Annotated in this window: 19 protein-coding genes; 7 read left to right on the top strand and 12 right to left on the bottom strand. The window is 64.3% G+C overall.

The genetic code is table 11. The annotated features are described in order from the left end of the window. Positions 1-198: 198 nt before the first annotated feature. The gene (locus tag IVB12_RS29510; RefSeq protein WP_247304347.1) at positions 199-846 is read left to right on the top strand and encodes a hypothetical protein; all 648 of its coding nucleotides are present in this window, start codon (positions 199-201) and stop codon (positions 844-846) included. Here the strand turns inward: IVB12_RS29510 and IVB12_RS29515 are convergent. Continuing rightward, positions 843-1,217 carry an ArsC family reductase gene (locus IVB12_RS29515; protein WP_247304612.1) on the bottom strand — a complete coding sequence of 125 codons (375 nt, stop codon included), beginning with the start codon at positions 1,215-1,217 and terminating at the stop codon, positions 843-845. The genes IVB12_RS29510 and IVB12_RS29515 overlap by 4 nt on opposite strands. A 101-nt stretch (positions 1,218-1,318) precedes the next feature. On the opposite strand from IVB12_RS29515, the gene IVB12_RS29520 reads away from it, so the two are divergent. From IVB12_RS29520 to IVB12_RS29530, 3 genes are all read left to right on the top strand, one after another. Beyond that, positions 1,319-1,690: a tRNA-binding protein gene (locus tag IVB12_RS29520; protein WP_247304349.1), complete on the top strand. Its 372-nt coding sequence runs from the start codon at positions 1,319-1,321 to the stop codon at positions 1,688-1,690. A gap of 205 nt (positions 1,691-1,895) precedes the next feature. Then, on the top strand, positions 1,896-2,528 hold the full coding sequence (locus IVB12_RS29525) for a TetR/AcrR family transcriptional regulator (RefSeq protein WP_247304351.1): 633 nt from the start codon (positions 1,896-1,898) through the stop codon (positions 2,526-2,528). Between the two features lie 3 nt (positions 2,529-2,531). Beyond that, positions 2,532-3,314 (top strand): sulfite exporter TauE/SafE family protein, encoded by a 783-nt coding sequence (locus IVB12_RS29530; protein ID WP_247304353.1) that lies wholly within the window; start codon positions 2,532-2,534, stop codon positions 3,312-3,314. A 2-nt stretch (positions 3,315-3,316) separates the two neighbouring features. Here IVB12_RS29530 and IVB12_RS29535 read toward each other — a convergent pair whose 3' ends face one another. The 4 genes from IVB12_RS29535 to IVB12_RS29550 form a co-directional block, all read right to left on the bottom strand. Then, a complete protein-coding gene (locus IVB12_RS29535) occupies positions 3,317-4,021 on the bottom strand; it encodes a glutathione S-transferase N-terminal domain-containing protein (RefSeq protein ID WP_247304355.1) in 705 nt (234 codons plus the stop codon). An 89-nt stretch (positions 4,022-4,110) separates the two neighbouring features. Next, positions 4,111-4,257, bottom strand: a complete 147-nt coding sequence (locus IVB12_RS29540) for a hypothetical protein (RefSeq protein ID WP_247304357.1) — start codon at positions 4,255-4,257, stop codon at positions 4,111-4,113. A 77-nt stretch (positions 4,258-4,334) separates the two neighbouring features. Further along, positions 4,335-4,574 carry a hypothetical protein gene (locus IVB12_RS29545; protein ID WP_247304359.1) on the bottom strand — a complete coding sequence of 80 codons (240 nt, stop codon included), beginning with the start codon at positions 4,572-4,574 and terminating at the stop codon, positions 4,335-4,337. Positions 4,575-4,641: 67 nt separating this feature from the next. Continuing rightward, entirely contained in the window at positions 4,642-5,307 is a 666-nt protein-coding gene (locus IVB12_RS29550; protein WP_247304361.1) for a DUF429 domain-containing protein, read from the bottom strand. Positions 5,308-5,607: 300 nt separating this feature from the next. Between IVB12_RS29550 and IVB12_RS29555 the strand changes: the two genes are divergently transcribed. Continuing rightward, complete coding sequence (locus tag IVB12_RS29555) at positions 5,608-6,948, top strand: RtcB family protein (protein WP_247304363.1); 1,341 nt, start codon at positions 5,608-5,610, stop codon at positions 6,946-6,948. An 85-nt stretch (positions 6,949-7,033) separates the two neighbouring features. On the opposite strand, the gene IVB12_RS29560 is transcribed toward IVB12_RS29555, so the two are convergent. The 6 genes from IVB12_RS29560 to IVB12_RS29585 form a co-directional block, all read right to left on the bottom strand. Further along, positions 7,034-7,555: a sigma-70 family RNA polymerase sigma factor gene (locus tag IVB12_RS29560; RefSeq protein WP_247304365.1), complete on the bottom strand. Its 522-nt coding sequence runs from the start codon at positions 7,553-7,555 to the stop codon at positions 7,034-7,036. Then, positions 7,552-7,761 (bottom strand): DUF2892 domain-containing protein, encoded by a 210-nt coding sequence (locus tag IVB12_RS29565; protein ID WP_247304366.1) that lies wholly within the window; start codon positions 7,759-7,761, stop codon positions 7,552-7,554. The genes IVB12_RS29560 and IVB12_RS29565 overlap by 4 nt, the downstream gene beginning before the upstream one ends. 95 nt (positions 7,762-7,856) lie before the next feature. Beyond that, positions 7,857-9,041, bottom strand: coding sequence for a serine hydrolase domain-containing protein (locus tag IVB12_RS29570; RefSeq protein ID WP_247304368.1), 1,185 nt, complete (start codon positions 9,039-9,041; stop codon positions 7,857-7,859). Between the two features lie 69 nt (positions 9,042-9,110). Then, positions 9,111-9,803, bottom strand: coding sequence for a GNAT family N-acetyltransferase (locus IVB12_RS29575; protein ID WP_247304370.1), 693 nt, complete (start codon positions 9,801-9,803; stop codon positions 9,111-9,113). 4 nt (positions 9,804-9,807) lie between these two features. Continuing rightward, positions 9,808-10,155, bottom strand: coding sequence for a Lin0512 family protein (locus IVB12_RS29580; protein WP_247304372.1), 348 nt, complete (start codon positions 10,153-10,155; stop codon positions 9,808-9,810). 214 nt (positions 10,156-10,369) lie between these two features. Continuing rightward, on the bottom strand, positions 10,370-12,034 hold the full coding sequence (locus tag IVB12_RS29585; RefSeq protein WP_247304374.1) for an acetolactate synthase large subunit: 1,665 nt from the start codon (positions 12,032-12,034) through the stop codon (positions 10,370-10,372). A 380-nt stretch (positions 12,035-12,414) separates the two neighbouring features. On the opposite strand from IVB12_RS29585, the gene IVB12_RS29590 reads away from it, so the two are divergent. After that, the gene (locus IVB12_RS29590; RefSeq protein WP_247304376.1) at positions 12,415-13,287 is read left to right on the top strand and encodes a bifunctional helix-turn-helix transcriptional regulator/GNAT family N-acetyltransferase; all 873 of its coding nucleotides are present in this window, start codon (positions 12,415-12,417) and stop codon (positions 13,285-13,287) included. Between the two features lie 57 nt (positions 13,288-13,344). Beyond that, positions 13,345-13,731: an ester cyclase gene (locus tag IVB12_RS29595; protein WP_247304378.1), complete on the top strand. Its 387-nt coding sequence runs from the start codon at positions 13,345-13,347 to the stop codon at positions 13,729-13,731. A 21-nt stretch (positions 13,732-13,752) separates the two neighbouring features. Here IVB12_RS29595 and IVB12_RS29600 read toward each other — a convergent pair whose 3' ends face one another. Continuing rightward, positions 13,753-14,970 carry an MFS transporter gene (locus IVB12_RS29600; RefSeq protein ID WP_247304380.1) on the bottom strand — a complete coding sequence of 406 codons (1,218 nt, stop codon included), beginning with the start codon at positions 14,968-14,970 and terminating at the stop codon, positions 13,753-13,755. Positions 14,971-15,170: the final 200 nt, after the last annotated feature.

Here is a 15,170-nt window from a genome sequence, read left to right on the forward strand (position 1 = left end):
AGATCAGGCCTCCGGCCGGGATACAAATGCTCCCTTAGTCGGAGATGTTTTGATCTCGTGCCTGCCCGGCCTCCCGGTTCGCAAGGCACCGGTCGTCAAGCCGTCGTTAACGGTCTTTCGTCTCCCGCGCCAGCCTTCATAGAAAATTTTCCCGCGGCATGGATCATGTGCGGGTTTTGACATGCCGGGAATATTGTTTTGGATTTCGCAAGCGCCGCGCCCTCCATCGTCAAGTCGATCAGGCAGCGTGATCTCCTGAACACGTGGCTGCGACTTTATGCGCGCCAGCAGGTCGCACCGGCGATCTGGGAATACCAGCCCGCGCGACTCGAGGAAGAGCTGTCCGATCTCATCTATTACACGGTGGACAATTCGACGCCGACGCCGCACCTGATCATCCAAAGCGAAGGCACGCGCATCTCGCGCGCCTATGGCCACAGCGGCAAGGGCATCCTGCTGCACGACTATGTCGGACCGCGGCTCGCGCCCTTCGTGATGCCCATCTATCACGAATGCGTTGCGCGCGGGCTTCCGATCTACAGCGTTGCCGACATTGACGACATCTACGGTCGCATCGTCGCCTATGAACGGCTGTTGCTGCCGTTCTTGACCGAGGACAAGGTCAGCCACATCATCGCGTCGGTGAAGACCTTCTGCGAGGACGGCAGCTTCGAGATCAAGAATCTGATGCGCGGAAATCACGCGTCGCCGCGTCCGAGACTGCGCGTCGTGATCGACCGCGACCTCTTTCATCGCGCGCCTGGTCGCATCGCAGCAGCCGACGTGGTCGAGATCGCCGACCAGTCCGGCCCAAGCGTCACCGCCGAGACCATCGAACTGAACTAGCGCGCCTTGGCTTCAGCGTTCTTGGCGCCGACTTCCTTGGCATAGACATCGGGCTTGAATCCGACCAGCAGCTTGCCGCCGATTTCCAGCACCGGCCGCTTGATCATCGATGGTTGCGCTAGCATCAACGCCAGCGCCTTCTTCTCGCCGAGGCCTTCCTTGTCGGAATCGGGGAGCTTTTTGAAAGTCGTGCCGGCGCGATTGAGTAACGCCTCCCAGCCGACCTTGTCGCTCCATTGCTTGAGCTTGTCCTTCTCGACTCCCGCCGTCTTGTAGTCGTGAAACTCGTAAGGCACGCCATGGCTGTCGAGCCAGGTGCGCGCCTTTTTCATGGTGTCGCAGTTCTTGATGCCGTAGATGATGTTGGGCAAGTCGTCCTCGCGCATGCGTCGCATGGTACGCGCAGCGTTGTACGAAACTCCGGTTCGCGCGACAATATTGCGAACGACGCCACTTTCCGAACGGATGGACCATGCACGTCACTCACGACCCCGTGGCCGCCGCCGCGCCGGCCATCGACTTCAACAGCTTCCTCGCGGTCGATATCCGCGTCGGCACCATCGTCGACGCCAAGCCGTTTCCGGAGGCGCGCAAGCCGGCTTTTCGGCTATGGATCGACTTCGGCCCTGCGATCGGCGTCCGCAAGAGCTCGGCGCAGATCACCGAAAATCATCCGCTCGAGACGCTGGTGGGGCTGCAGGTCGCGGCCGTCGTCAATTTCCCGCCGCGCCAGATCGGCCCGGTCGTATCCGAGGTGTTGACCCTCGGTTTCCCCGATGCTGCCGGCAAGGTCGTGCTGGTGCAGCCGAGCAAGCCCGTGCCCAACGGCGGACGGCTGTTCTAGCGGCACACGAGCCAAGAGCCGCCCCGCCGCTGGCAGGGCGCGTCAGCCACTTGTCTCCGGTCCGGCGCCGGCAGGTCTTGACCTCGCTGCCGCTCCCCCTTGAAAATGACTGATCGATCGTTTTTTATGTACATCGCCGGGAATTTGTCCGCGGCTGACAAACTTCCAAAGCGATCAATCTGTCAGTTATTTATGGACTGAGCCGATGCCCAAGATCAGCGACAAGAAGCGCGAAGGCCGGCGGCAGCAGATCCTCGAAGCGGCCCTCGCCTGCTTTGCCGAGAACGGTTTTCACCAGACCGGCATGGCCGATATCGTCAAGCGATCGGGCTTGAGCCACGGCGCGGTCTATCTCTATTTCCAGAGCAAGGACGATCTGATCGAAGCGCTCGCGGAGGACCGGCATCGCCGTGAGGCCGTGCTCAACTCGGTCGCTCAAGGATCGGGCGATCCGATCGAAAGGTTGCACGCGCTGGTCCGCGTCTACGCGCAATGGCTTACCGATCCCGCCGGCGAGCCCCGCCGCCGTGTCGGCATCCATGGCTGGGCCGAAGCGCTGCGCAACCGCCGCGTCCGCAGCAGCGTCGTCGAAGGCATCGACGTGCCGCGCGCGCTGATCGTGGCGCTGGTCGAGCGCGGCCAGCATGACGGACTCATCAAGCGCGACCTCGGCGCCGAAGCGATCGCGCGCGTGCTGATCGCGATTTTCCAGGGTTTTGTACTGCAACAATGCTGGGGCGAGGATTTTGACCTCGACGCCTGCATGATGGCCGTTGACAGCGTGGTCGACGGCCTGCGCACGACCAAGGCGGACGTCAAGCGACGAACCAGGACATGAACGATGACCTGGATATATGAACTCCTCGCCGGCGCCGGCGTCGGTCTGGTCGCGGGATTGGCATCGGGCTTCTCGGGTACGAGCCCCGGCGGAGGCCTCGTCATCTTCTCCGTGCTGTTGCTCGGCGCCGAGCAGCACGTCGCCCAGGGCACATCTTTGATCGCACAAGTGCCGCCGACGGGCCTTGCGGGCGTACGCCGCTACTGGCAGAGCGGCAACCGCAGCCCGCTGCAATGGATCGTCTGGATCGGCATCGGATTTCTCATCGGCGGCGCCAGCGGTAGTTGTGTTGCGGCCGCCACGCCCGACACAGTGCTGCAATGGACCTACGTCATCTATCTTGTCGCGCTGATCGCGGCGCTGGCGCTACGCCGCGACCGCAAGGACGGCGAGAGCAAGGCCGGCGATCCTGCCGAATTGCCGTGGCTCCCTCTGCTGCTTATCGGCGTGCTCGCGGGCTTTTCGTCCGGCTTCATGGGCATCGGCGGCGGCCTCGCGATCACCGTCGGCCTCGCCGCGGGCCTGCGCGTACCGCAGCATCAGGCACAACTCGTCAGCCTCATCTTCTCGGTGATCCCGACCAACAGTCTGGCGGCCTGGATTTACTGGAGCAAGGGACTGATGGTCAGCTGGCCGGCCATTATCGGCATTCTGGCCGGCCTCTGGATCGGCACCGATCTCGGCGCACGCATGGCCAATGGCGTCAGCAAATCGGTGCTGCGCCGGACCATGATCGCCCTCGTCGCGCTGATGGCGCTCTACATGACGTACAAGGCGCTGGGCTAGCCTCACGGCCGTTTCGGAATGTTCAGCCCGCGCTGCACCGCCGGACGCGCGAGGCCTCGTTCAAGCCAAGCGCCGACCGATTTCAACTGGCTGAACTCGACGAGATCGCCTGCGCCGTAAAAGCCGATGAGATTGCGCACCCAGCCGAGCATCGAGATGTCGGCGATGGTGTAATCGTCATTCATGAACCAGTGCCGGCCGGCGAGATGAGTCTCCATCACGCCGAGCAAGCGCTTGGACTCGCTCACGTAGCGCTCGAGTGGCCGCTTGTCCTCGAAGTCCTTGCCGGCGAATTTGTGGAAGAAGCCGACCTGGCCGAACATCGGCCCGATGCCGCCCATCTGGAAATGCACCCATTGGATGGTCTGATAGCGGCGTGCGGCGTCCTCCGGCAGAAGCTTGCCGGTCTTCTCGGCGAGGTATTGCAGGATCGCCGCGGATTCGAACAGCGGCAGCGGCCTGCCGCCGGGGCCGTTCGGATCGAGGATCGCCGGGATCTTGCCATTCGGATTGAGCGAGAGGAATTCGGTCGTCTTCTGGTCGTCCTTGCCGAAATCGACGAGGTGAACTTCGTAAGGCAATCCAATCTCCTCCAGCATGATCGAGACCTTGACGCCGTTCGGCGTCGGCAAGGAATAGAGCTGAAGCAGTTCGGGATGTTTCGCCGGCCAACGCTTGGTGATGGGAAAGGCGGATAGATCGGACATCGAGACCTGCGGTGCATGGACTGAGGCGTGCACAATCTAAGCAGGACGCTGTCCGGCGCAAGTCACGATTCGTCCCGGCGAACCCGCGCTTATCGCGGCAGCGTTGCGATCGCCACGATCGGAATCATTGCTTCATGTTGCAATCGGTACTCGATGAACCGTTGGCCCGTGATCAACAGCAGGGCCGTAAAGGCAACCGCGAGCATCGCGGTCGCCAATTGGCAGGCATCATACATGGTTACCTTGTCCCTCAGCAGCCTTTGGCCTCAACGTCGGCTCAGGAACCATGTTCCTAGCCCGCTTGAAAATATTGCTACTTTTTCCCGATCATCGAGGCAGCTCTTGCGCTGTTCCAACCGCCTGCGCAGGGACCATTGAGCCTTCCAAGCGTTATCGCCAGATGAGCATCGAGAAGCGCGCCTTGCTCGACCATGCTGAGCGGTGCCGCCGCGTCGCCGGCGATCTCGCGCATAGCGAAGCCGCGCAGCGGCTGCAGTCCATGGCCGAGGAGTACGAACAGAGAGCAGCAAGGCTGGACGACGATGGCTTTCATCTGAAGCAGAGTTATCCTCGCCGCAGCTACACGGGAGACGGAAGCGATCGCGAGGGCTAAGGAGGGCTCAATAGTTGATCTCCATTCTCAGGCCTCGCGGATCGATCTCGTCGTCGCCGACACGTTGCGTGCTGTCGCGCGCCGCGACCGCGCAGGCGCAGGCATCGATGAGATCGTCACGGCCGATGGCGGTGCGATAGCGAAGCGTCAGCCATGTCTCGATCTTGGTGAAGCCCCGGTCTCTCAGCAGAGCAATACGCTGCGCTTGACCACGCGACGACGTCTTCGGCTCAAGCCGAACTCGTCCGGCCAGATTCCAGAAGATCAATTCAGGATGGGCCTCGCCGATCGTCGGTTGCCGCGCCGGCGCCATGGCATCGTCGACCTCCTTGAGCTTGCCTCTGATGTTCCAGAGCTGCGCCGATACGCCCCTGCCCTTGCCCTCCTGCTCCCAGTAATAGCGATTGGCCGCAGCCATATCCGGGAACGTCCAAAGGTCGCGGCGCGCGCCGAGGAACACGGCAGGGCCGATCAATTCGCGCGCCCGCAGATCGCAAGCGCGATAGCCGCTTGGATTCAAGCCGATCGGCATGTCGATCATCGCACGGGCATGCGGCATCGCGAGCAGGCGCGTCAGGCCCGGTGAGTAATCGAAGCCATGATCGCCGCGCTCATTGATCCAGGCAGCGACCCAGCCGAAGCGAAATCCATCGAGACCGAGATAGGTTGGCACTCACTCGTCCATGTCTTGCGTCCATATCTTGCAATTTCACACGCGCGTTTGCTTGACAACCGCAGGCAGTCCGCTTCTCACGGACCCTCCCGAGCCTGCCGCTCCGGAGGGTTTTTTGTTGCCCGCGGCGCTTCTCCGAAGCCTTGGTAGCGTGGATCGCTACCTCGAAGACGGCGTTGAATTGATGCGCAACGACAACGAATCCGGACGCGGGACTGCGCCGGGAACCAGCGAAATCTCCGACGGGAGCCGCGCGTCCACTCTGTGGTGCGCGCAGGAAGTGAAGCAGGAATCAAGGCCATGCGACGATCCGATCCCTACATGGAACGCGCCCGCGAGCTCTGCCTCGCCGCCGGTATCGATCCCGACTCGCGCGTCGGCGAAGGACGCGGCCAGCCGGCCTGGTGCTCGTACCGCGACGCTGCGCGCAAGGAGCATCTCGCCCGCGAGGCCAATACCGCCGCGAGCGAGATCGCAAAGCTGCGTCCGCAGGATGCCCGCTTCCAGAATGCGCCGCTGAAGATCTTCGGTCCGCATGAGGAGGCGACCGTGGCGCAGATGCGCAACTGCATGGCGGTCGGCAATGTCGTATCCGGCGTGATCTGCGCCGACGGCCATCTCGGGTATGCCCAGCCGGTCGGCGGCGTCATCGCCTATGAGAAGCAGATCAGCATCTCCGGCGTCGGCTTCGACATCGGCTGCGGCAACATGGCCGCAAAGCTCGACACCCGGTTCGACGACATAGCCGACATCGTGCCCACGATCATCCGCGACGTCGCCAAGACGATCTCGTTCGGTGTCGGCCGCGCCAATGCCGAGCGGGCCGAGCACGCGCTGTTCGACGACGGCGATGCCTGGCGCGAGAGCGACATGGAAGCCTACCGTCAGAAGGCGGTGAGCCAGCTCGGCACGGTCGGATCGGGCAACCACTATGTCGACCTCATGCGCGACGAGGAAGGCTTTGTTTGGGTCGGTGTCCACTTCGGAAGCCGCGGCCTCGGGCACACCTCCGCGACGCGATATCTCAAGGCCGCCGGCGGCAAGGATGGCATGAACGTGCCGCCTGCCGTGGTCGACGAGGAGTCCGAGCTCGGCCGCCGCTACATCGCGGCGATGCAGCTCGCCGGACGTTACGCCTATGCCGGCCGCGAGTGGGTCGTCGAGCGCGTCCGCCGGATCATCGGCGGCAGCGTGACCGAGAGCGTGCACAACCACCACAACTACGCCTGGCGCGAGACCCACGACGGCCGTGATTTGTGGGTGGTTCGCAAGGGCGCGACGCCGGCGTTTCCGGGCCAGAAGGGATTCGTCGGCGGTTCGATGGGTGATGACGCCGTCATCCTCGAGGGCGTCGACAGCCCCGAAGCCAAGGCCTCGCTGTACTCGACCGTGCACGGCGCCGGCCGCCTGTTCGGACGAAGGGAGGCGAAGCGGCGCTTCTCGCGCGCGGAGATGGACCGATGGCTGAGCGAGCGCGGAGTCACCCTTGTTGGTGCCGACCTCGATGAGAGCCCGATGGCCTATCGCCGCCTGCCGGACGTGCTGGCGCAGCACGCCGGCACCGTGCGGGTGCTGCACACGCTGCGGCCGTTCGCCGTCGCCATGGCCGGCGAAGGCGAGTTCGATCCGTGGAAGGACTGACGCAAACCGCGAGTGGGGGTAGGCCCCCACTCGCAACCCTTTTGCACCCTGTCCGGTGCGGTGCGAACAGGCTTTGCGCCGTGTCTCATCTCGTCAAATATTCGCGCATCAGGGCGCGGGCGCGATGCAGGCGGGCCTTCACGGTCTGCCTGGAGGCCCTGAGCGCGGCGGCGATCTCGTCGATGGTCATCTCCTTGATGTCGCGCATCAGCGCGACGTCGCGATAATGCGGCGGCAGCGCCTCGAAGGCGGCGGCCACATCAAGCCTCAGATCGGCTTCCGGGCGGGCCAGAAGTGCCGCCTCCATCTCGCTGTCGTCCACCGCTGGGGCAAGGCCTGTCTTGCGTGCAAGTCGCAGGCATTCGCGGCGGACCACGCTGAACAGCCAAGCCGAAAACGCCAGCAGCGAGCGGATCGTCCCGACGTGCCGGAACAGGATCCACATCGCTTCCTGCGCTGCATCCTCAGCATCCGCCGAGCTGCGGCAGGTCGCCCGCGCATAGCGGCGGATGTCGGGCTGTGCCCTCTCCAGCAAAGAGGCGATCGCCTGGGGATCGCCGAGCCGTGCGGCCTCGAACAAATTTGGCGAGATCGTAGCCGCGCTCACGACACCCCTCCCTTGCCGATACCAGCCATCGCGCACATCGGGCAGTAGCCGACGAGGCCGGTCACTGCAAAGCCCGCTCCGCCGAGCGCGACCAGCCACGCCGCGGTGCCAGCGAGATAGACCAGCGCTGCGACCGCGATCGCGAGGCCCAAGACGACCCGCACCGCCTGATGCGGACCGCCGATGTTCTTCCTATAAAATCCCATCACATCCTCCGATATGGACCGAGACTGATCGTCTCGACCATCAAGAGGGCGCGATCCCCAAAAAGGATTCGCAGGGTCGGAAGATTTTTTCGGGATCAGCCTCCGGCCGCCTGATACGCCAGGCGCTTGAACTCGAAGAAGAAGGGATTCCAGAACCCCATGTAACGCTGGGCCATCAGCACGCCGGCGGTGTTGGCGTCAGGGCAGATCCACCAATGGGTGCCTGCAAGGCCGCCCCACTGGAATTCACCGGTCGAGTTCGGGGGATCGAACGGCGTCGGCGCGAAGGTGACGGCGCCACCGAGGCCGAACCCCTTGCCGGGGATGGGCCCGAGATTGGCGAAGCGGATGGTCTGGCCAGCGGGCAACTGGTTCGTCGTCATCTGCCGCAGCGTCTCCGGCTTCAGCAGCGCATCAGAACCGGGCAGCAACGCGCGCACCAGCGCCAGCATGTCGGGCAAGGTCGAGACCAGACCGCCGCCGCCGGACAGCCGCGGCAACGGCCGCCGATAGGCCTGCGGATAAGGCAGATGGTCGGCCCGCGTGAGGCCGGGCTTCATGGGATCGAGCACATCAGCGCCGTTATAGAGTGCAACCAGCCTGCCCTGCTGCGCTTCCGGCACATAGAAGCCGGTATCGGTCATGCCGAGCGGATCGAAGATGCGCGCTTTGAGGAAAGCGTCGAGCTGCTGGCGGGAGACCACCTCGACGACGCGGCCGAGCACGTCGGTCGCCACCGAATATTCCCAGCCGGTGCCGGGATGATAGGACAAGGGCAGATCGGCAAGCCGGTCGATCATGTCGGCGAGCGGCGTCAGCGGATTGAGCACGCGCGCCTCGTTGTAGCCTTTGAACAGCACCGTGCCCGGATCGAAGATGCCGTAGCTGAGCCCGGACGTGTGGGTCAGCAGCTGTCGGATCGTGATCGGGCCCCTCGCCGGCTCGACATCGGCAAGGCTCGCAGCCCCCGGCTTCAACACCGTGCGATGGCCGAGCTGCGGCAGAAATTTCTCGACGGGATCATCGAGCCCGACGCGGCCTTCCTCGACCAGCAGCATGATGGCGCAGGTGACGAAGATCTTTGTGTTGGAGAATGCACGAAAAATGTGGTCGGGCCGAAGCGCGGTGTTGGCCTCGCGGTCGGCAAAGCCGACGCATTGCTGGTCGACGACATCGCGCCCCCGCAGCACCGCCCAGGATGCACCGGGGATGATCTCCTGATCGACGTAGCGCTGCATCGCCGTCCGCGCGGCGGAAAAATCAGGTGTCCTGGCGTCCATGTGTTTCCCCAAATTATGGTTGGGAACGATATAGCGCGAATTCGCCGGATATGAAGCCCGCGGCGCAGCTCATTCCTGCTTCATCAGCGCCGTCACGTGCAGGCGACGGCGAATCCGCATGCCCTGCCGCCGATAGAGCGCGATGGCGGACGCGTTGTTCGAAAATACATGCAGGAAAGGAATTTCGCCGCGCGCCTCGATCTGCCGCGCGACCGCCGCGAGCAGCGCCTGCGCATAGCGTCGGCCGCGATGATCAGGATGCACGCACACGGCCGTGATTTCCGTGAAATTGCCTGGCTTCATCCGCTCGCCGGCCATGGCAACCAGCTCGCCGCCGGCACGGATGCCGAAGAACGTTCCGAGTTCGAGCGTGCGCAGCGCGAATGGGCCCGGCTTGGTCAGCTCTGTCAGCGCCATCATGGCGGGCACGTCGGTGGGTCCCAGCGTGACGATCTCGGCATCGCGGAGCGGGCTGTCGGCGGGCGATCCGATCATCTGCTCGCCGGTCTCGGCGAGCACGACCTTGAAGCCGGCGGGCACGTCGACCGGCTCCGGCGTAAACAGCGCAGCGACTTGCGATCCCGTCATGAGATCACCGAGCGCAGCAAAGCTTGCCGCGGACAGGTCGATCATGTCGGCAAATGGCGTCATGTCCACGGGATAGCGCAGCGCCCGCGGGCCGCCTTCGGCCAGATGCTTCTGACGCGTCGTCAGAGCGCTCCAGATCGGACGATCGAGTAGCGCCATATCGCTGTCGGACACCGGCCTAGTCCTTGTCGAAGCTGACGATCACGGCCGCATTGGCGATGAGGATGGGGTCGTTGGCCACTTCCGTGGCCGAGGGAATCTCCATCCCGCCATTGACTGCATTGACGGTCACCGTGCCGTAAGGCAGCTCCTTGGCGACGGCTTCCTTGTCGACGGCTTCCGGATTGGGCACAGCGATCGTGACGTCGACAAACATGTCGTTCGCGGTCTTCCCGATCATCCGGAAAAAGCCGAGGCTCGAATGCCTGATCGCGTCCGACACCGCACGTTTCGCCGCCTTGGTGGCGTCCCTGCCGTGGACATCGACGCCCATGCCCATCTCGGTGACACAACGAACGCGGGTCATTTCATATTCCTGTGGTTGGTTGGATGATGTTGCCGCAAGTTGTTATCGCATTCGGGCTGGTCGGCATACCCCGTCATTGCGAGGAGAAGCGACGAAGCAATCAGACTGCCTCTGCGGAACGGCTCTGGATTGCTTCGCGGAGCCTGTCATCGGGCCGCGCTTCGCGCGGACCCGTTGGCTCGCAATGACGGGTGTGGCGAAGTGTCGAACACACTTACGCCTTCGATTTTTCATGCGCCCGCAGCTCGTCGACCAGCACCCGCACGTTCTCCGAATAATCGATCGGAATCGAGACGAGGTGCACGCCGCCCTCCTTGAAGGCCGCCTCCAGCGTCGGGCCGAAGCTGTCGATGCTCGCGATGCGATGTCCCTTAGCGCCGTAGGCGTTGGCATAGACGACAAAGTCCGGGTTTCCAAAGGTCATGCCGTAATCGGCGAAATGATCGACCGCCTGCTTCCAGCGGATCATGCCGTAGGCGTTGTCCTCGAGCACCAGCACGACGATATTGAGCTTGAGACGGACGGCAGTCTCCAGCTCCTGGCTGTTCATCATGAAGCCGCCATCGCCGGCGACCGCGAGCACACGGCGGTCCGGATGGAGCATCGCGGCCATCATCGCCGACGGCAGGCCCGCACCCATCGTCGCCAGCGCATTGTCGAGCAGCAGCGTGTTGGCAACGCGGGTGCGGTAGTTGCGCGCGAACCAGATCTTGTACATGCCGTTATCGAGCGCGACGATGCCGTTCTCCGGGATCACCTGGCGGATGTCGTGCACGATCCGCTGCGGTGTCGGCGGCCAGCGCGGCTCGGTGGCGCGATCGGCGATGTGCCTGAGAATCTCTTCGCGCAGCGGCAAAAGCGCCGCCGCCTGCGGCAGCTTGCCTTCGAGCCGATCGGCGAGCAGCTCCAGGCTCGGGCCGACGTCGCCGACGACCTCGGCGTCGGGAAAATAGACCAGCTCCACGCTCGCCGGTGTATAGCTCACGTGAATCACCTTCGGCCCCGCCGGCCCCATGATGAAGGGTGGCTTCTCGATGGGGTCGTGGCCGATCGCGACGATCAGGTCGGCGGCATCGATCGCGTCATGAACGTAGTCGCGTTCGGACAGCGCGGCGGTCCCCATATAGAGGTTGGTGCCGCCGGGCACGGTGCCCTTGCCCATCTGCGTGGTGAAGAAGGGAATGCCGGTCCGCCGCACGAAGCTTGCGATGCCATGCGTCGACCGCGGCCGGCTGGTCGCAGCGCCCATCATCACCAGCGGACGCTTTGCAGCCAGGATCATCTTGGCGGCACGGTCGAGCGCGGCACGATGCGCGACCGGAATTTCGATCGGATGGACAGGGATCACCGGGACGGCGGATACTTCGTCGCCCGCGATATCTTCTGGCAATTCGAGATGAACCGGCCCGGGCCGTTCTTCCATCGCGACGCGAAAGGCGTCGCGCACCACGGTCGGGATGCTGGAGGCGCTGACGATCTGTCGCGACAGCTTCGTCAGCGGCTTCATGGTCGCGACCACGTCGACGATCTGGAAGCGCGCCTGCCGGCTGCTCATGATCGGCTTCTGACCGGTGATCAGGATCATCGGCATCGCACCGAGATGCGCATAGGCCGCGCCGGTGGATAGATTGAGTGCGCCGGGTCCAAGCGTCGACAGACACACGCCGGGCCTGCCGGTCAGCCGCCCATGCGTGGCAGCCATGAAGGCGGCGGCCTGCTCGTGGCGCGTCAGGATCAGCTCGATCCTTGAGGTGCGGAGCGATTCGACGAGATCGAGATTCTCCTCACCGGGGACACCGAAGATGCGGTCGACGCCCTCGTTTTCCAGCGCGGCGACAAACAAGTCCGATCCTTTGACTTTGTGGTCCTGGCCGCTCATGTGGTCTCCGCTTCCTGTACGTCCCACGCTCCGGGAGCGGCCGCATGGTAGCGGCTCACGGCACGGGCACAACTCACAAAGAGGCGCGCGAGAGCTCCAGTCTCGTCATTGCGCGCAGCGAAGCAAGCCGGAGTCTTTCCCGGATCCATTTCTGCACTGCTTCGCTGCGCTCGCACTGAGAGCGTGTGGAGCGACAGCCTCAACCTCTCGCGTGTCCCGGCCGCGGTGTGGCACGCGTGACCGGCGGCTCGCGCGGCATCGCCGCGGCGATCTCCCGTCGGCTGGCGCAACGGAAGCGGTTGCGATCTGCGCCATGCGAGGACCTCTTGACCTGCCCAAAGCGATTGACAGCAGGAGATACCTGACTAAAGTCAGACATCATGCTCGACCCCGTCTCCCGCGTCCGCCGCTTCAACCGCGCCGTCACATCCGCTGTCGGTGCGCTGGATACCTCGTTCCTGGGCCGCGGCCGGCCGCTTGGCGCGGCGCGGGTGCTCAACGCGATCGGCCACGGCCGCTCGGACGTGGCGGAGATCCGCGACTATCTCGGTCTTGATTCCGGGCTGATGAGCCGGCTGCTTCGCAGCCTCGAGGACGAAGGGCTGATCGAGACCAACGCACGCGAGGACGATGCGCGCCGGCGCATGGCAAAGCTCACGCGCGCGGGCCGGCGCGAGTTCGCAGCCTATGAGGCGCTGTCGAACGCGCAGGCGGGCGGCATCCTCGCGCAACACTCGCAAGCCGAGGCGCTGCTGGCAGCGATGGACCTGATCGCCTCCGCGCTGACGCGCGAGCGTGTCAGGCTGGACGAGATGGACCCGCAAAGCGCGGAGGCCCGCTATTGCCTCGGCGAGTATTATGCCGAGCTCGGCCGGCGCTTCAAGCAGGGCTTCGACGTGTCGCGCTCGCGTGATCCCGATGCCAAGGACATGCGCCGGCCGCGCGGCACATTCATCGTTGCGATCTCGGACACGCTGCCGATTGGCTGCGTCGGGCTGAAGGGCACCGATCACGGCTATGCCGAGATCAAGCGGCTGTGGGTTGCGCCCGCCGCGCGTGGATTGCGGCTCGGCCGCCGCCTGATGGATGCGACCGAGGATGCTGCGCGCGAGCTCGGCATCACGCTGCTGCGGCTGGACACCAACAGCGCGCTGCCCGAGGCCGGCCAGCTCTACCGCAGCACCGGCTGGCGCGAGATTCCTCGCTTCAACGACGATCCCTATCCCGATCTGTTCTTTGAAAAGCGGCTGTGACGCCGCGAGGCGAATTCGCCTCCTGCTGCGTTATCGTTGCAGCATGGGAGCTTCACGATGAACAGCGCCGACCTCGCCGACCGCTATCGCAACTACATCGCCTGCCTGAACCGGCAGGACTGGCCGGGCCTCGGCCAGTTCGTGCATGACGATGTCGTCCACAATGGCCGCCCGCTCGGCCTATCTGGCTATCGTGCGATGTTGGAGCAGGACTTTCGCGATATCCCGGATCTGCGTTTCAACATCGCGCTGCTCACCTCAGATCCACCCACCATCGCCTGCCGGCTGGCATTCGACTGCACGCCGGTCGGACAATTCCTGGGGCTCGAGGTGAACGGCAGGCGCGTGTCCTTTTGCGAGCACGTCTTCTACACGTTTCACAATGGAAAGATCCGGCAGGTCTGGTCGGTGATCGACAAGGCGGCGATCGAGGCGCAGCTCTGATGCTGCGCCTCGATCACGAACTTATGCCGGCGCCGCTGCCACCTCGCCTTGCGGCTTTGCGAACGGGCGGAACGTCATTGCCATCAGGAACGCCCCGAGACCCATCGCCCAGGAGGCGATATAGAGCCAGGCATAGCTCGAGAACGCGTCGTAGATCAGGCCGCCGGCGAGCGGACCGGTTGCCATGCCGAGGCTGCCGGCCATCGCCGTGCCGCCGATCACCGTGCCCATCATCTTGAGCGGAAAGTTCTCGCGGATGAGGACGGCGTAGAGCGGCATGGTGCCGGCATAGATGAAGCCGAAGACGGCGCCGACCGCGTAGAACGTCGTGAGCTGATGCGCGAAGACGTAGGCGAGCGCACCGAACGCCTGGAGCAGGAGGCCCGAGACCAGCACGCGCTTGGCGCCAAAGCGGTCGCCGAGCACGCCGAAGGCGATGCGGCCGCCCAGGCCGGCAAAACCTTCGATGCTGTAGATCGTCACTGCCGCGACCAGCGGAATGCCGCAGCTCACGGCATAGCTGACGGTGTGGATGATCGGACCGGAGTGGGTGGCGCAGCAGAAGAAGTTGGTGGCGAGCAGGATCAAAAATTGCGGCGAGCGCAATGCCTCGCCCATCGACATCTCGCCCTGCCCGGCCGCGCCCGTTGGTGCGGCGGCCGCGTGCGCGAGCGCCGGCGGACGGCGCACCAGGAACGAGACCGGGATCATGATGGCGCCGACCACCAGGGCGACAATCTGCATCGAGGTCCGCCAATCATGGCCGGAAACGAGCCAGGCCGCGAACGGCGCCATCGTCATCGGCGCCATGCCCATGCCGGCGGACACCAGCGACACGGCGAGGCTGCGATGGGTCTCGAACCAGCCGGTCACGGTCGCCATCATCGGCGCGAAGATCGCCGCGCAGGCCGCCCCGACCAGAAGGCCGAACACGAACTGGAAAACGATCAGGGAGGTCGCATGGCTCGCGGCGAACAGGCTCAGCGCCAGCACGGTCGATCCCGTCAGCACCACCGGCCGCGGCCCGAATCGATCCGTCAGCGTGCCCCAGGCCATGCTGGTGAAGGCCATGGCCAGAAAGCCGATCGTCATCGCGCTGGAGATGCCGGTCACCGACCAGCCGGTGTCCTTGGCGATCGGCTGCAGGAACACCGGCAGCGAAAACATGCCGCCGATCGCAACGCAGCCGAGCAGGCCGCCGGCGGCGACGATCACCCAGCGATAGGGGGATTGGGTCATTTTGGTCTCCTGTTCAGGTCTGTCTCGCGTGGAAGACGATTGGGAACAGCGCCGACCGACAGTGCCACGTCATTTTTGCCGCACGTTTTTGCAACCTGCCAATAAATTGCGAAAACAACCCCATGCACAGTAGCCGGGTGCTGCAAGATCAATGACTTACGGCAATTGCGACGGCGGTTTGACTCAGTCAGGCAAAACAC

The organism is Bradyrhizobium sp. 179, from assembly GCF_023073535.1.
Lineage (GTDB): Bacteria > Pseudomonadota > Alphaproteobacteria > Rhizobiales > Xanthobacteraceae > Bradyrhizobium.

Coding starts and splice junctions, on each gene's coding strand:
- IVB12_RS29520 (WP_247304349.1), top strand. CDS start 1,319: ATGCACGTCACTCACGACCCCGTGGCCGCCGCCGCGCCGGCCATCGAC.
- IVB12_RS29525 (WP_247304351.1), top strand. CDS start 1,896: ATGCCCAAGATCAGCGACAAGAAGCGCGAAGGCCGGCGGCAGCAGATC.
- IVB12_RS29530 (WP_247304353.1), top strand. CDS start 2,532: ATGACCTGGATATATGAACTCCTCGCCGGCGCCGGCGTCGGTCTGGTC.
- IVB12_RS29535 (WP_247304355.1), bottom strand. CDS start 4,021: ATGTCCGATCTATCCGCCTTTCCCATCACCAAGCGTTGGCCGGCGAAA.
- IVB12_RS29540 (WP_247304357.1), bottom strand. CDS start 4,257: ATGTATGATGCCTGCCAATTGGCGACCGCGATGCTCGCGGTTGCCTTT.
- IVB12_RS29545 (WP_247304359.1), bottom strand. CDS start 4,574: ATGAAAGCCATCGTCGTCCAGCCTTGCTGCTCTCTGTTCGTACTCCTC.
- IVB12_RS29555 (WP_247304363.1), top strand. CDS start 5,608: ATGCGACGATCCGATCCCTACATGGAACGCGCCCGCGAGCTCTGCCTC.
- IVB12_RS29565 (WP_247304366.1), bottom strand. CDS start 7,761: ATGGGATTTTATAGGAAGAACATCGGCGGTCCGCATCAGGCGGTGCGG.
- IVB12_RS29570 (WP_247304368.1), bottom strand. CDS start 9,041: ATGGACGCCAGGACACCTGATTTTTCCGCCGCGCGGACGGCGATGCAG.
- IVB12_RS29580 (WP_247304372.1), bottom strand. CDS start 10,155: ATGACCCGCGTTCGTTGTGTCACCGAGATGGGCATGGGCGTCGATGTC.
- IVB12_RS29585 (WP_247304374.1), bottom strand. CDS start 12,034: ATGAGCGGCCAGGACCACAAAGTCAAAGGATCGGACTTGTTTGTCGCC.
- IVB12_RS29590 (WP_247304376.1), top strand. CDS start 12,415: ATGCTCGACCCCGTCTCCCGCGTCCGCCGCTTCAACCGCGCCGTCACA.
- IVB12_RS29595 (WP_247304378.1), top strand. CDS start 13,345: ATGAACAGCGCCGACCTCGCCGACCGCTATCGCAACTACATCGCCTGC.
- IVB12_RS29600 (WP_247304380.1), bottom strand. CDS start 14,970: ATGACCCAATCCCCCTATCGCTGGGTGATCGTCGCCGCCGGCGGCCTG.